This window comes from Brevibacterium sp. CSND-B09 (genome assembly GCF_052906525.1).
In genome coordinates, this window is sequence record NZ_JBREGI010000001.1 from 436,185 (window position 1) to 449,918 (window position 13,734).

Consider the following 13,734-nt stretch of genomic DNA (forward strand, 5'->3'; position numbering starts at 1 on the left):
GAACCTCCATCTCTTCGCGTCGTCTGTTCCCTCGGTGACTGCGGCTGCGTCTCCGAGTCTGCTCTGCGACCTCCTGGTGACTGTTCGCATTGCCCTGTCGATTCCATGATGGGGCCACGAGAGTATTGTTGTCTATCGTAAGAAACCCCACGAAACCATTCGATAGGATCACATGATCGACAGTCGGCTCACCATGTTGAGCATGATCCAGCGACACGGCACGGTCACTGCCGCGGCACACTCGCTGCGCTACTCGCCGTCGACTGTGTCCCACCAGGTCAAACAGCTCGCTGCCGAGCTCGGAGTGACACTGCTCGAACAGCACGGGCGCAATGTCAGGCTCACCCCGGCTGCCGAGGCACTGCTGCGCCATGTCGATGTCATGTCGGCGGAGTGGGAGATGGCGCTGGCCGATCTCGGTCGCTACTCCGAGACTGTGTCCGGCTCGCTGGGACTGTGCGGTTTCTCCACCGCCGCCAGTCTGCTGCTGCCGCCAACGATGCGGGCTCTCAACCAGCAGTTCCCGCATATGCAGACTCAGACGATCGAAGCCGAACCCGGCGAATGCTACGACTACCTGCTCTCCGGAGATGCCGATATCGGCATCGTCGTCGCGGCTCCCGACATCCCCGCCGGCGGTGATGATCGGTTCAGCCACCACTTCCTCATCGACGACCCGCTCGACCTCATGGTTCCCCTCGACCACCCCTTGGCGGACCGCGCAACGGTCACAATCGCCGACACCGTCGATGAGATATGGATTCTGGGCAGGCCGGGCACGGGCTACCACCAGCTCGTCATGGCCAGCTGTGCGGCGGCCGGGTTCGCACCCCGCATCGGGCATTTCGCCGATGACTGGAACACGGGAACCGCCCTCGTCCACGGCGGCTTCGGAGTATGTGTGGCGTCTAGGATGTCGCGCTCGCAGGATCTTCATCCGGTGCGCCGAATCCCCATCAGCGGTGACAATGCCCCGTCACGGCACATCACGGCCGTGACCCGGACCGGAGCGGATGCCCGTGAGACTGTGGCGTTCGCTCTCAAGACGCTGTCGGTCGAGACGGAGTGTCTGATGAGCCGCCTCGGTGCGGAGCTCCGGGACTGAGCTCAGTGTGCTTTTCGGACGACTCGGAATCCGATGTTCGACGCCGAAGAGTCCGGAGTGTTCGAGGAGCGGGCAGCCACCCGGTAGCGATTGCAGTAGGAGTCATGGCACAGGAACGATCCTCCGCGCATGATCCGCTTGTCTCCGATGTCGGGGCCCTGGGGATCGGACTGCGGGGAATGCTGGTAGTAGTCGCGGGTGAACCAGTCGGCGCACCATTCCCATACATTGCCGACGGTGTTGAACAGGCCCAGCCCATTGGGCGCGAAGTGTCGGGCCGGTGCGGTGCCGATGAAGCCGTCGTCGAGGGTGTTCATACGCGGGAACTCGCCCTGCCAGATATTGCAGTTCCATCCCCCGTCGGTCAGCAGCCGATTGCCCCACGGATAGCGGCGGCCCTTGAGGCCCCCGCGAGCGGCGAGCTCCCATTCGGCTTCGCTCGGCAGCCGCGTCCCGGACCACGCGCAATAGGCATGGGCGTCGTCCCAGCTGATGTGGACGACAGGATGGTCTCTTCGATTGTCGATGCTCGATCCCGGACCTTCGGGTGCGGCCCAGTTCGCCCTGGAGACTTCGACCCACCAGGGCACGCCTGGAGCCTGACCGAGAATGTGAGCTTCTGCTCCCGGATTGGTCTCCAAGAGCATGGCGAAGACCGCTGAGGTCCCCAGACGCTCCGCGGTGGTGACGAACCCCGTGTCAGCGACGAACCGGGCGAAATCATCATTCGTCACGCTTGTCGTCGCGATCTCGAATTCGGTGAGGTTCACACGGTGACGTGGCCCCTCACCGTCGGCGGGATGCCCGTCGCCGAAGGGATCGCCCATGTCGAAGGTGCCGCCGGCGGTGACGAAGTCGAAGCTGAACTCGGGCTCCGACTCCGAATTCACGGCAGGATCAGCACCAGGGCGCGAAACATGACTGTCCACCGCCTCGGCGCGGCTGGTCGCCGGGGCGCAGCACGAATGGCCGTTCTGCGCCCCGGCATTACTCAGGTCTCCGGTCTCCGTCACGTGTGGGCGCCCCTTTTCTCTCCGGGTCCGCCTCGATGCTGGGCGGACTCTGGGAACACCCTATGACCTCAGCCGGGGCAGGGGACAGTCCGGGACCTGCCGGTCAGGCGAAGAGGCTGACTCCGCCCGGCCCCACGAGGCAGCCGACGACGATGAGGACGATTCCCCACAGCAGCTGTTTGCGGAAGATCGCAAAGATGCCGGAGATGACGAGGATCGCGGCGATGATCCAGAGAACGAAAGCCATTTGAGCTCCTATTACCATGTGAGACACCTCGGTCGAGGATGGTTCATCCTTGCACGACATCTGCCGTCATTCGGGCTCATTCCGAACAACACGCCGCACCGAACCCCATCATGATCGCGGCGTGCCCGCGCGGTGTCTTCGCAGTGATTCGAGGCTGACTTCTCACGGCCTTGCAGAAGGGACCTGTACTCGCCGTCACGAATGCGAGACAGTGGACAGATGAACGGATCAGCTTCGCACGAACCGCTGCTGCATGCCGCCCTCAACGGTGATCGCGACCACCCGGCGACTCCGCGGACACCGCAGTCCATCGCCGCCGAGGCGGCCGCCGCCGTGGCAGCAGGTGCTCAGGTCATCCACCTCCACCCTTTCGATGCGACCGGTCGGCAGACCTTTCATGCCGAACCGGTCTCGGCCACGATTCGCGAGGTGCGTGCCGCGTGCCCGGGGATTCCGATCTCTTTGAGCACCGCGGCCGAAATCGAACCCGATCCGCAGGTCCGTCTCACGCTCATCTCGAAATGGACCGAGCTGCCTGACTTCGTCAGTGCCAATCAAGGTGAGTCGGGAATTCGCGAAGTCTGCGAACTGCTCTTCGAGCGCGGTGTTCGAGTCGAGGCAGGTCTGCTCAGCCTCGACGATGCAGAGTCATTCGTCGATTCCGGGCTGGCCGACCGATGCGCACGCGTGCTCGTCGAACCCACTGAGACCGATCCGGATCGTGCCCTGGCTGAGGCCGCCGCGATCGAGCGGGTCCTTACCGATGCGGGCATCGAACTGCCGCAGGTCCACCATGGGGAGGGCATCGCCTCCTGGGTCGTCAATGCCCGAGCCATCAGGCGCGGCCACGGCATCCGCACCGGTTTGGAGGACACTCCGGTCCTCATCGACGGCACTCGGGCAACCGGCAATGGCGACCTCGTTTCGGTTGCCGCCGGTCTCCTCGCCGAGCTCGGGAACTGACCCGAGGTCTGACGGACAACGGTTCCCCCGGCTAGCCTGTGGCCATGACTGATTTCCTCAAACTGCGGAAGTCCGCCCCGGACGGCTTCTTCGCCGCCGAGGCCGCCGGGCTGAGGTGGCTGGCCGAACCAGATGTGGTCCCGGTCGTCGAAGTGCTCGAACACGGGCCGGATTTTCTGCGGCTGCACCGTCTCCGGGAGACCGGTCCCGACGCCGAGGCGGCCGCTGCCTTCGGTCGTGCCCTCGCCGGGCTCCACGATGCGGGTGCTCCCGGTTTCGGTTGGTCACCGGCCCCGCAGTCATTCTTCGGCCCCCTCGACAGTCCCTTCGAGGTGCCTGCCGAGCCCGTCGACGATTTCACCGACTATTGGGTCGGGCAGCGCTTACGACCCCTGACCTCTGCGGTTGCCGGGGATCTCAGAGGTGAGGACCGGGCGACGGTCGCCTCGGCGATCGATGCCATCGCGTCTGGCGCCTTCGCCGGCATCTGCGGTGAGGGTGCGGAGACGCCGGCCCGCGTCCACGGCGATCTGTGGGCGGGGAATCTTATGTGGTCACCGACCGGAGTGACGCTCATCGATCCGGCCGCCCACGGCGGTCACCGACTGGAAGACCTCGCGTTGCTCGCCCTTTTCGGTGCCCCGTTTCTCGGGGAGATCTTCTCCGGCTACGAACAGGCCCACCCGATGCCGGACGATTGGCAGGAGGACCTGCCGGCGCACAGCTTCTTCGCTCTGCTCGCTCATATCCGTCTGTTCGGGCGCGGATTCCTCGGGCAGGCGGTCAGCGCCGCCCGGTCGATCATCGCCCGGGCGGAACAGCTGCACCGGTGAGGTCACTTCAAGGAGATCTCCACCGGGTCGGAGAACAGTCCGCCGGCGAAGGTCAGCTTGTTCGGGTCGGCGTCTTCGGGCACGTCGAAGACGAGGACACCCTCGGCGGTGTTTCCGGGGTTGATCTCTTCGAGGAAGAGGATGTTGTTCTCGGCCGCATAGATACCGGCTTCTGAGTCCGCAGAGTAGGTGTTGCCGGACTCATCACCGAGTTTGATGTCGTCTTCGAAGAAGAAGTTCGGATCCGATCCGGTGTTCTTCACCGACAGTTCGATCTGGACGAACTGTCCCTGTGCCTTGGCGTTGAGGAATTCGTCGCCGACCTGTGAGACACCATCCTCGACCTCTGCGACGGTGATCTCCCAGTCATCGGCGGCCACGGTGTCTCCGATACCGTACGAAGCCTCCTCGGCGGGTTTGTCGGCGGCCTCCTTCTTCTTCGTGGACTCCCCCGACTGCTGAGCGTCGGACGAGCCGCCCTCCGCAGTGTTGGTGTCATCTCCCCCGCCTCCGATCGCGCTGGCAACGGCGATGATGACGATGACGACGAGCAGCCAGAACCACCAGCGCTTCAGCAACGGCTTCTTCCGTTTCGGCGGCTTCTGGCCGTATGGCTGCTGCGGGTAGCCGCCGGCTCCGTAGGCAGGTGCGTTCGGTGCAGGTGCCCACTGCTGGGGGTCGAAGTTCTGAGGCGGCTGCTGGTGGTGGGGGCTGTGAGGGGGCTGGTGCTGCGGGGACCATTGGTGCTGAGGCTGTGGTGACTGCGGCTGCTGCGGGGTGTTCTGGGGATTCCGCGAATGGGACATGACGCTCCTTCGAAGCTGGTTCTGGCTGACTGTTCCAGCTTCGTCCCGTCCGCACACCAGCGCGTCCGCAATCGGGCTGGACCGCTCCAGCCGATCGGTTGATCCCGTCCAGCCGAGAGGTGGACTACGTGTGTCAGCCCCCGCGGTTACGATTCTCTTGTGTCAGTACAATCCGTCCCTCGCCGCAGAATCCCGCGAGGCGTGCGCATCGCCACCAGCATCCTCGTCGGCTTCATTCTCTACCTCTTCGGGTTCTTCACCTCGTCGATGGCGGTGACGGCGAACGCCTGGGCCTTCTCCGACGGGGAACTCAACGACACCGGACTCGTCGCCGTTCTGCTGCTGTTCCTCGTGTGGGGACTCGTCTTCCTCCGTCACCGATGGCCGTGGGTGCCCTTCGTCGCCGGTGGACTGCTCACCGCGGGTTGGGGAGATGCGCTGATGCTGCTCATTGCGATCTTCCACCTCGTCATCCGAGCACCCCGGCGGCAGGCGATCACCGCCTCGGCGGTGGGCACTGGACTGATCGCATTCTCCACATTGAGGATGTGTCTGGCACCGGCTGAGCACAATCCCTTCGGCATCTTCTTCCTGCCCGAACCGGCTCAGGTCACCGGACTCGAGGCAACCATCCCACCGGAGGATTCGCACCTGGCGATCAGAATCATCACGGTCGCCGCCGGTGTCATCGCACTGTGTACGGCGCTGGGAGTCGGTGCGCTTCTGCGTCGGACCCGGAGGATGAAGGCGGTCGAGTCGATCGCCGAACGCGAAGCTCAGCGCAATGAGTCGCTCACGGCCGAGATCGCGCGGCAGTCGGAACGAGAGCTCTTGGCACGCGAGCTTCACGACACGCTCTCCCACCGACTGTCGGTGATCTCTCTGCATACCGGCGCCCTTGAGGTCGGGGCCAACACCGACCCCGAGGTCGCTGCGACAGCGTCTGCTCTGCGGGAGGAGGCCCGTGCGTCCATGGAGGATCTGCGTCATCTGGTGGGTGGTGTGAGAAGCGGAGATCTGGCCGATCCGCGGCCGGGCCATGGCGCTTCGTCGCCTCCGAGTCGTGCGACGATGTCAACGATTCCCGAGCTCATCTCCTCTGTGGCCTCCACCGGTACGGTCATCCGCCCGCTCGTCGTCATCCAGGACGTGGACTCATGTCCGCCTGCGCTCGACCGTGCGGCCTATCGCATAGTTCAGGAGGCTCTGACCAACGCGATGAAACATGCACCGAACGTGCCCGTGACAGTGGACGTCGCCGTCTCGGCAGCTCGCGGAATCCAGATCTCGGTGAGCAATCCGCTTCCTCGTGGTTCAGCCCCGGTCGAGGTTCCGCCTCGCCCCCGGTACGCACCGGGGTCCGCGCGAGAACCCGGTGGCGGTGCGCCTGCTCAGAAGTGGGGGCCGCCCGGGACGAATCCTGAGCCGCACGGGGCGCACTTGGCGTCGACCGGGTCGGGATCCGGACTCGTCGGCATCCGGGAGCGCGCCGAGATGTTCGGCGGCGACGCGTCGATCGGGGTGATCGGCAATGAGTTCCACGTCCAGGTGAGCTTCCGATCTTTCTCTCCTCCGAACTGATCCGCAGCTTGTCCGGGCTGTTTCCGATCTTGTCCGGACTGTTTCGCATTCTGCCGAAACGTCTGCCGACATCGGCCGTAGGAGCCCGGCGGAGAAGCGACTTCAGCACCTCGACCAGCCGTGACAGGGGCCTCGGGTATTGTGACGTCTATGAACCAAGCCGCCCCGATCCGAGTCATGGTCGTCGATGACGATCCCATGGTCATCACCGGGATCAGGGGAATCCTCCAAGCGGCCGACGGCGTCGACGTCGTCGCCTCGGCGTTGAGCGGGGAAGAGTCCGTTGAGAAGGCGTCTCTGCATTTTCCCGATGTCGTGCTCATGGATATCCAGATGCCGGGAATCAGCGGGATCGAAGCCACTCAGCGTCTGCTCAACAGTGTACGACCGCCGAAGGTGGTGTCTCTGACGAGCATAAGCAGCGACGATCACCTCTTCAAAGCACTCGAGGCCGGAGCCGCCGGATACCTGCTCAAGGACATCGGCCCTGTGGAACTCGCCGCCGCGATCCGCAAGGTTCACGCCGGTGAGCCCATCCTCTCCCCGCAGTCGATGCGGCAGGTCATCGCCAAGGTCAGATCGAACTCAGACCATCGACTGCAGAGGGAGGCCGTTGAACTGCTGTCCGGACTCACCGATCGCGAGCGGCAGATCGCCGAACTCGTGGCCGACGGTCTGTCCAATCAGGAGATCGCCGAGGAGACGTTCATGAGTCTGGCTACGGTCAAGACTCACCTCAACCGGATCAACGTCAAACTGGACACGAACAATCGCGTGCGCATCGCCACGACGGTCGTTCGCGCCCGCGGGCACTGATTCCGATAGTTCGATCGGCGCGACTTTCAGAGAATCCTCGCAAGAATTCACCGTTTCTTTATCCCCCACAGCAGAAGTGATTGTCGACTCCGTCTAAAATCGACTCTGATGGTTGCTGAACCCTATGTCGAATCCGAGAAGCTGATCAGCAACCCCTCAGATCGCAGTCAGTGGACAGAACGAGCACAGGGGTTGCTGTCCTGGGCAACCTCATTCTGGGTCTTGGCCGCTGCTTTCATCGTCGTCACATTCGCCGCGGCCGGCCCGCTGCGAGTCTGGGACTATAAGCTCAATCGACGGTGGCTCTACCTTTTCGAACCCGATCTCGTCTGGTTCGTTCAGCACGTCCTCGACCCCATCGCAGGCCAGGCAGTCTGTCTTCCCGTCCTGGCGATCACCGCGATCGTGCTGGCACGCAAACGTCGGTCCTGGCGACCGATCGTCTTCGCGATCGCTGTCGAAGCGGCCTTCTACCTCGGCATCGGCTCGCTCAAGGTCCTCCTCGCTCGACCGGCGACCACCCTGCACGACCCGCGGTTCTTCCAAGGCGGTCTCATCGATATCGGCGGCCGCGGAATCAGCTACCCCTCCGGGCACGCGGCCGAAGCCGTACTCATCTACGGAGCAGTCGCTTACCTCATTGCCACTTACGGCAGAGTCTCCACCAGAACCATGCGCCTGCTGTGGTGGGGCGTCGCAGCGGTCAGCGTGAACTCCGTGGTCGTGTCCTTCGCCCTCGGCTGGCACTGGGCCACCGACCTCATCGGAGGTCTGCTGATCGGCGGACTCTTCCTGCGACTGCTCATCATCGCCGACAAGCGAATACCTGACCTCAGAACCTGACGGCTCTCACAGCCAGGAGTCGTCGAGATCCGTGAATGTCGTCTCTCTGCTCTCCACAAGATCGAACCAAGGACCGGTCTGCGGCAGTTCGTGAGCAAAGAAATACCGCGCCGCGGCGATCTTTCCTTTGAGGAAAGCAGAGTCGCCACGTTCACCGATGGTCGTCTCGGCGGCCATGCCCTGCTGCAGCCACAGCCAGGCCATGACCGTGTGGCCCACTGCTTCCAAATAGGTCCACGCATTGTCGAGAGCCACCGTTGGATCCCCGCTCGACCACACTGCGGCGGTCACGGATTCGATCCGATCGACGGCCTTCTTCAGCGCCGCGGTCTCGGCGCACCAGTCGGAGCGGTCGGCCGCCTCGGCGAGGGTCTCCCGCATCTGCTCCAGCAACACCTGCAGACCGGCCCCACCCTTCATGACGACCTTACGGCCGAGCAGATCCTTGGCCTGGATGCCGTGCGTGCCCTCGTGGATCGGGTTGAGCCGATTGTCGCGGTAGAGCTGTTCGACATCGTGATCGCGAGTGTATCCCGCTCCGCCGAGCACCTGAATGGCGTGGTCGTTGGCTTTCAGGCTCCACACACTAGGCCAGGTCTTGACGATCGGGGTGAGCACATCAAGCAGCAGTGCCGCACGATCCCGCTCGACTTCGGAATCAGCAGTTTCGGATTCGTCGAGCAGACGCGCGGCATAGAGGATGAGCCCGAGCCCGCCCTCGACGTAGCTCTTCGACGACAGCAGCATGCGCCGGACATCGGAGTGCTCCGCGATCGGGATCGGCTCACCACCGGATCCCTTCGCACCGTCGGGACGACCCTGACGGCGATCGCGGGCATAGCGGAGGGCATCGAGGTACCCGTGGTACCCCAGTCCGACCGCACCGGCGCCGACGCCGATTCGAGCCTCGTTCATCATGTGGAACATACAGGCCAGACCCTTGCCCCGCTCCCCCACGAGGTAGCCCACAGCACCAGCGGAACCGGCCGGAGTGTGCGTGCCCTCACCGAAGTTGAGCAGAGTGTTCGTCGTTCCGCGCCACCCCATCTTGTGATTGAGCCCGGACAGAACGACATCATTGCGTTCTCCGAGGCTGCCATCGTCGTTGACGAGGTACTTCGGAACGAGGAACAGACTCAGACCTTTGACACCTGGCTGGTCACCCTCGGCACGGGCCAGGACGAGGTGGACGATGTTCTCCGAGAGTTCGTGGTCGCCGCCGGAGATCCACATCTTCGTGCCGTGGACGCGGAACGCATCGTCGCCGCCCTGGGGATCCGGAACGGCTTTCGTGGTGACATCTCCCAGGGAGGATCCGACCTCGGGTTCGGACAGACACATGGTGCCGAAGAAGCGGCCGTCGAGCTCAGGCACTACGTACTTCTCGATCAGTTCTTCAGTGCCGTACTCGAGCAGCAGATTGGCGTTGGCCATGGTCAGCATCGGGTAGCTGGCGGTGCCGATATTAGCCGCCTGGAACCAGGCGAAGCAGGCCTTCGCGACCGTCTGCGGCAGCTGAATTCCGCCGACGCTCTCATCCATCGTCGCCGACAGCAGGCCGATGCCGGCGAACTGGTCGAGCGCAGACTTGATCTCAGGAATCAGCGTCACCGCAGTGCCGTCGAAAGTCGGTTCATTGAGGTCGGACTTCCGTGCATGGGTCGCGAACCGCTCCTTGGCAAGCTCCTCGCTGGCTTCGAGCACGGAGTCGAAGACTTCACGCGAATGGTCGGAGAAGCGAGGTCGGTCGCAGAGTTCGTCGACCTTGAGCCAGTCGTAGAGTTGGAACTCGATGTCCTTGGCGGAGAGGATGGATTCTGTCGCAGTCGTCAAGACGCCATTGCCTTTGCTCTGTTCAGTCACGAGACCAAACTAGAGCTAAACGTTCGTTAAGTAAAGCGATTCGCCCTCTCACAGTGCAAAGGTTTGGCTATTGATCAGTTGTGAGGTCCGCCAAACGCTCCTCATCCCTGGGTTTAGGCCCCCGCGAGAGCTATGATTCTCTCTACAATCTGCGTGGGAATGGGGCGAAGGATCATGACCGCAGAAACGCATCGATCATCGAAGTTGGCAGAGACGATCGAAAAGTTCTCGAAGGCGTTCAAGAGCGCCAACATCGGCCAGGGGCAGAAGGTCGGCTACCGAGAGGACAGCTCCGAAGAACGGCTGCAAGCCACGGCCGAACACGAGGGAGTGAAGCTCTACCGCAATCCCGACGGTTCTCATCTCGCTGTCGACGAATCCCACTCGAGTTACGACGACTGATCATCGATCAGCCTGAGAGCTGATTCGTCGGCTCGAGCGAACATCAGCAGCCCGGTACACGGCCATCCGCGTGCCGGGTTCTGCTGTGCCCCAGGTAGGATCGCCAGGGCCCTGATGCCACGCCGACAAGTCGGCGGAACAACGATGCTGAAATGAAAGGCAGAGCCTATGCCCTCCCCCACTGCCTCGCCGGCGCAGACGTCTGATTCGAAGCCGCAGCCATCGGGTTTCCTGCGGATCCTCCGCAACTACCGCTTTCCGCTCTTCATCCTCACAGGGGTGGTCATCGGCGCGATCATCGGCCTCGTCTTCGGGGAACGTGCCACCGTCATCAAACCGTTCGGCACGCTGTTCATCAACATGATGTTCACTCTCGTCGTGCCGCTCGTGTTCTTCTCCATCGCCTCCGCGGTCGCGGGAATGTCCTCGGCCGCGCGACTGGGCAAGATCATGGGCAGCATGCTCGGAGTCTTCGCCGTCACCGGCATCATCGCTTCCATCGTCATGGTCGCCGCGCTGCGCATCTTCAACGCCACGGACGGCGTCCAGGTGGAGATGCAGGAGCCGGAGAACGTCGAGGACGTCGGGTCCATCGGCGACCAGCTCGTCCAGACCGTCGTCGTCGACGACTTCTCGAAGATCCTCTCCGCCGAGCACATGCTCGCACTCATCGTCTTCGCCGTCATCGTCGGCTTCGCCACCAGCAGGATCGGCGACGCGGGCAAGCCGTTCGCCCAGTTCCTCAACTCCGGCACCGAGGTGTTCCTCAAGTTCACCTCGATCGTGATGTACTACGCCCCGATCGGCCTCGGTGCCTACTTCGCCGCTCTCATCGGTGACCTCGGCTCCCAGCTCGTCGGGGACTATGTTCGCGCTTTCCTCGTTTACTACCCGGTGGCGATCGCCTACTTCATCCTCGCGTTCACGTTCTACTCCTTCCTCGCCGGTGGCCGCCGAGGCGTCTCTCGGTTCTGGGGCAATATCCTCGAGCCCACGGCGATCTCCTTGGGCACGTCGTCCTCGGTGGCGGCGATCCCGGCGAACCTGCGTGCCGGAGAGAAGATCGGAGTCCCCCGCGACATCCGGGAGACGATCATGCCGATCGGTGCCACGATCCACATGGAAGGATCGAGCCTGTCCGCGATCCTCAAGATCGCCTTCCTCTTTGCCGTGTTCCAGCGCGACTTCTTCACCCTGGAGAACATCCTCATTGCTATCGCCGTGGCGCTGCTGGCCGGAATGGTCATGGCAGGAATCCCCTCCGGCGGCTTCATCGGCGAGCTCATGATCATCACCCTCTACGGCTTCCCGGCCGCAGCACTGCCGATCATCCAGATCATCGGAACCGTCATCGATCCCCCGGCCACCACCGTCAACTCCGTCGGCGATCAGGCGAGTTCGATGATGGTCGCCCGTATCCTCGACGGTAAGGACTGGATGGACAAGGCCGACGAGGATGATCACGATTCGGTTCCGTAAGCTCAGTGAATCTGTCACACTCCCGAGCTCGCAGATTCGGTCAAGGCTCCTTCTGGTCGAATGTCTCGGAGATGTCATAGGAACGCAATAGAACTTCCGCATTTGCGACTCAGCGTCTCAGCTTCTGTTCAGATTCAGGCAAACGGCTCTCACCTCGGCTGACGATACTCAATTCCAGCAATGTTCCTGATCTGCAAGAGGAGATGTCACCATGCCCGCCTTCATCAGCACTCACGCCGCAAAGTGGGGCGTCGCCGCATTAGCCGGCCTCGCTTCCCTGGGTCTCGCAGTCGGTCCGGCAGCCGCCTCCGCCGATTCCGCGCCCGCATCCAGTGCCGCTCAGGCACCCCAGAGTTCGGGACACCCGAAGGGTGCTGTCAAGTACGCGGACAGACTGATCACCGCCTACGGCATCGGTGATGCCGTGGTCGTCGATCAGCTCGCCACGAAGAACGTCGTCGCTGCCCTCGCCGAGCACAGCGACGGGCACTCCAAACGTTGGCATCGCACGTCAGCCGATTCCGGCAAGGGATACACCTGGGTGTCCTACACGAACCTGGACACACATGAGGTCATGAATCTGACAGTGAGAAACGCGATCGCCGCGGACAAGGGCCGCGATGCTGTTCGTGAGGTCGAGTTTGTCGGCTGAGTGCGACCTGGTGACATCCCGTTGACCAGATTCTGGTCAGCGTCTTGCCGGCAGGACTGAGCAGATCGGTAGACTCGGGAACCATGGTCGCCCTGAATGAAGTCCCACGCCGCCGCTACACCGCGGGGCCGACGCCTCTCCAACATCTGCGGCGTCTGTCAGCCGAGCTCGGCGGACCGCGGATCTGGATCAAACGCGATGACCAACTGGGGCTGACTCAGGGCGGGAACAAGACGCGCAAGCTCGAGTTCCTCATCGCCGATGCCCTGGAACAGGGCGCGGACACGCTCATCACCGTCGGCGGGGTGCAGTCCAATCACTGTCGACTGACCTTGTCAGCTGCACGCGTCGAAGGTCTCGACTGTCACCTCATCGTCGAAGAGGACCTCGGACCTGACGGCACCGCCCTCGGACCGGCAGGGTCGAAGCCGCCGCAGTACACGGGCAATTTCCTGCTCTTCGACCTCCTCGGCGCGGATTCGGTCACGGTGCTCGGCCACGGGGCCGACCTCCTCGGCGAGGCTGAAGAACTGGCTGAGAAGCTGCGCGGCGAGGGCAGGAAGCCTTACGTCATCCCGGTGGGCGGGTCGAATCCGATCGGTGCGCTCGGGTACGTCGACTGTGCCGTTGAGATGCTCGACCAATTCGCCGAGGCGGGGCTGGATTCGCCCACGATCGTCACGCCCAGCGGTTCGGCCGGAATGCAGGCCGGACTCGTTGTCGGCCTCCACAGAGCAGGAAGCGATGCTCCGGTCATCGGCATCAACGTCAGCCGGACACAGGCGGAGCAGGAGCCGAAGATCGTCGACCTCGTCGATTCCACGGCGCACTTCCTCGATCTGCCCCCGGTCCCTCGCGACGCCACAGTGGGACTCGGCGACTATGTCGGGACGGGATACGCTCTGCCGACTCCCGAGATGGTCGAGGCCGTGCGTCTCTTTGCCCGCACCGAGGGCATCGTCCTCGACCCGGTCTACACCGGCAAGGCAGCGGCCGGCCTCATCGACCTCATCAGATCCGGCCGTTTCTCTTCCGAGGACGAGGTCACCTTCATCCACTCCGGCGGAGTCCCCGGACTCTACGCCCGTACCCGGGCGTTTGCCTGAGCACCACTCAACTCCCACCACCGAC

At 63.3% G+C, this 13,734-nt stretch carries 14 protein-coding genes; 10 read left to right on the top strand and 4 right to left on the bottom strand.

Features of this window, described 5'->3' with window-relative positions:
- Positions 1–172: 172 nt before the first annotated feature.
- A complete protein-coding gene (locus ACU4IU_RS02200) occupies positions 173–1,105 on the top strand; it encodes a LysR family transcriptional regulator (protein ID WP_446655775.1) in 933 nt (310 codons plus the stop codon).
- A 2-nt stretch (positions 1,106–1,107) separates the two neighbouring features.
- Here the strand turns inward: ACU4IU_RS02200 and ACU4IU_RS02205 are convergent, their stop codons facing one another.
- Together ACU4IU_RS02205 and ACU4IU_RS02210 are read right to left on the bottom strand one after the other, a co-directional pair.
- Positions 1,108–2,100, bottom strand: coding sequence for a formylglycine-generating enzyme family protein (locus tag ACU4IU_RS02205; RefSeq protein WP_446657572.1), 993 nt, complete (start codon positions 2,098–2,100; stop codon positions 1,108–1,110).
- Between the two features lie 121 nt (positions 2,101–2,221).
- Positions 2,222–2,365 (bottom strand): GPGG-motif small membrane protein, encoded by a 144-nt coding sequence (locus ACU4IU_RS02210; RefSeq protein ID WP_172168774.1) that lies wholly within the window; start codon positions 2,363–2,365, stop codon positions 2,222–2,224.
- Positions 2,366–2,584: 219 nt separating this feature from the next.
- Here ACU4IU_RS02210 and ACU4IU_RS02215 point away from each other — a divergent pair, with 219 nt between their 5' ends.
- Positions 2,585–3,328, top strand: a complete 744-nt coding sequence (locus ACU4IU_RS02215; protein ID WP_446655776.1) for a 3-keto-5-aminohexanoate cleavage protein — start codon at positions 2,585–2,587, stop codon at positions 3,326–3,328.
- Between the two features lie 44 nt (positions 3,329–3,372).
- Positions 3,373–4,161 (top strand): fructosamine kinase family protein, encoded by a 789-nt coding sequence (locus ACU4IU_RS02220; protein WP_446655777.1) that lies wholly within the window; start codon positions 3,373–3,375, stop codon positions 4,159–4,161.
- A 2-nt stretch (positions 4,162–4,163) separates the two neighbouring features.
- Here the strand turns inward: ACU4IU_RS02220 and ACU4IU_RS02225 are convergent, their stop codons facing one another.
- The gene (locus ACU4IU_RS02225) at positions 4,164–4,967 is read right to left on the bottom strand and encodes a DUF4352 domain-containing protein (RefSeq protein WP_446655778.1); all 804 of its coding nucleotides are present in this window, start codon (positions 4,965–4,967) and stop codon (positions 4,164–4,166) included.
- 159 nt (positions 4,968–5,126) lie between these two features.
- On the opposite strand from ACU4IU_RS02225, the gene ACU4IU_RS02230 reads away from it, so the two are divergent.
- The 3 genes from ACU4IU_RS02230 (at position 5,127) to ACU4IU_RS02240 (ending at position 8,207) form a co-directional block, all read left to right on the top strand.
- Positions 5,127–6,548 carry a sensor histidine kinase gene (locus ACU4IU_RS02230; protein WP_446655779.1) on the top strand — a complete coding sequence of 474 codons (1,422 nt, stop codon included), beginning with the start codon at positions 5,127–5,129 and terminating at the stop codon, positions 6,546–6,548.
- Positions 6,549–6,698: 150 nt separating this feature from the next.
- Positions 6,699–7,364, top strand: a complete 666-nt coding sequence (locus ACU4IU_RS02235) for a response regulator (protein WP_446655780.1) — start codon at positions 6,699–6,701, stop codon at positions 7,362–7,364.
- Positions 7,365–7,472: 108 nt separating this feature from the next.
- Complete coding sequence (locus ACU4IU_RS02240; RefSeq protein WP_446655781.1) at positions 7,473–8,207, top strand: phosphatase PAP2 family protein; 735 nt, start codon at positions 7,473–7,475, stop codon at positions 8,205–8,207.
- 6 nt (positions 8,208–8,213) lie between these two features.
- Here ACU4IU_RS02240 and ACU4IU_RS02245 read toward each other — a convergent pair whose 3' ends face one another.
- On the bottom strand, positions 8,214–10,070 hold the full coding sequence (locus tag ACU4IU_RS02245) for an acyl-CoA dehydrogenase (protein WP_446655782.1): 1,857 nt from the start codon (positions 10,068–10,070) through the stop codon (positions 8,214–8,216).
- A 174-nt stretch (positions 10,071–10,244) separates the two neighbouring features.
- On the opposite strand from ACU4IU_RS02245, the gene ACU4IU_RS02250 reads away from it, so the two are divergent.
- The 4 genes from ACU4IU_RS02250 to ACU4IU_RS02265 all read left to right on the top strand — a co-directional run bounded on the left by ACU4IU_RS02250 (position 10,245) and on the right by ACU4IU_RS02265 (position 13,709).
- Positions 10,245–10,472 (top strand): hypothetical protein, encoded by a 228-nt coding sequence (locus ACU4IU_RS02250; RefSeq protein WP_096641259.1) that lies wholly within the window; start codon positions 10,245–10,247, stop codon positions 10,470–10,472.
- A gap of 168 nt (positions 10,473–10,640) precedes the next feature.
- Positions 10,641–11,951, top strand: a complete 1,311-nt coding sequence (locus ACU4IU_RS02255; protein WP_446655783.1) for a dicarboxylate/amino acid:cation symporter — start codon at positions 10,641–10,643, stop codon at positions 11,949–11,951.
- A gap of 211 nt (positions 11,952–12,162) precedes the next feature.
- Positions 12,163–12,603, top strand: a complete 441-nt coding sequence (locus tag ACU4IU_RS02260) for a hypothetical protein (protein ID WP_446655784.1) — start codon at positions 12,163–12,165, stop codon at positions 12,601–12,603.
- An 83-nt stretch (positions 12,604–12,686) separates the two neighbouring features.
- Entirely contained in the window at positions 12,687–13,709 is a 1,023-nt protein-coding gene (locus ACU4IU_RS02265) for a D-cysteine desulfhydrase (RefSeq protein WP_446655785.1), read from the top strand.
- The last annotated feature ends 25 nt before the right edge of the window (positions 13,710–13,734 follow it).

Coding starts and splice junctions, on each gene's coding strand:
- ACU4IU_RS02200 (WP_446655775.1), top strand. CDS start 173: ATGATCGACAGTCGGCTCACCATGTTGAGCATGATCCAGCGACACGGC.
- ACU4IU_RS02210 (WP_172168774.1), bottom strand. CDS start 2,365: ATGGCTTTCGTTCTCTGGATCATCGCCGCGATCCTCGTCATCTCCGGC.
- ACU4IU_RS02215 (WP_446655776.1), top strand. CDS start 2,585: ATGAACGGATCAGCTTCGCACGAACCGCTGCTGCATGCCGCCCTCAAC.
- ACU4IU_RS02220 (WP_446655777.1), top strand. CDS start 3,373: ATGACTGATTTCCTCAAACTGCGGAAGTCCGCCCCGGACGGCTTCTTC.
- ACU4IU_RS02225 (WP_446655778.1), bottom strand. CDS start 4,967: ATGTCCCATTCGCGGAATCCCCAGAACACCCCGCAGCAGCCGCAGTCA.
- ACU4IU_RS02235 (WP_446655780.1), top strand. CDS start 6,699: ATGAACCAAGCCGCCCCGATCCGAGTCATGGTCGTCGATGACGATCCC.
- ACU4IU_RS02240 (WP_446655781.1), top strand. CDS start 7,473: ATGGTTGCTGAACCCTATGTCGAATCCGAGAAGCTGATCAGCAACCCC.
- ACU4IU_RS02250 (WP_096641259.1), top strand. CDS start 10,245: ATGACCGCAGAAACGCATCGATCATCGAAGTTGGCAGAGACGATCGAA.
- ACU4IU_RS02255 (WP_446655783.1), top strand. CDS start 10,641: ATGCCCTCCCCCACTGCCTCGCCGGCGCAGACGTCTGATTCGAAGCCG.
- ACU4IU_RS02260 (WP_446655784.1), top strand. CDS start 12,163: ATGCCCGCCTTCATCAGCACTCACGCCGCAAAGTGGGGCGTCGCCGCA.
- ACU4IU_RS02265 (WP_446655785.1), top strand. CDS start 12,687: ATGGTCGCCCTGAATGAAGTCCCACGCCGCCGCTACACCGCGGGGCCG.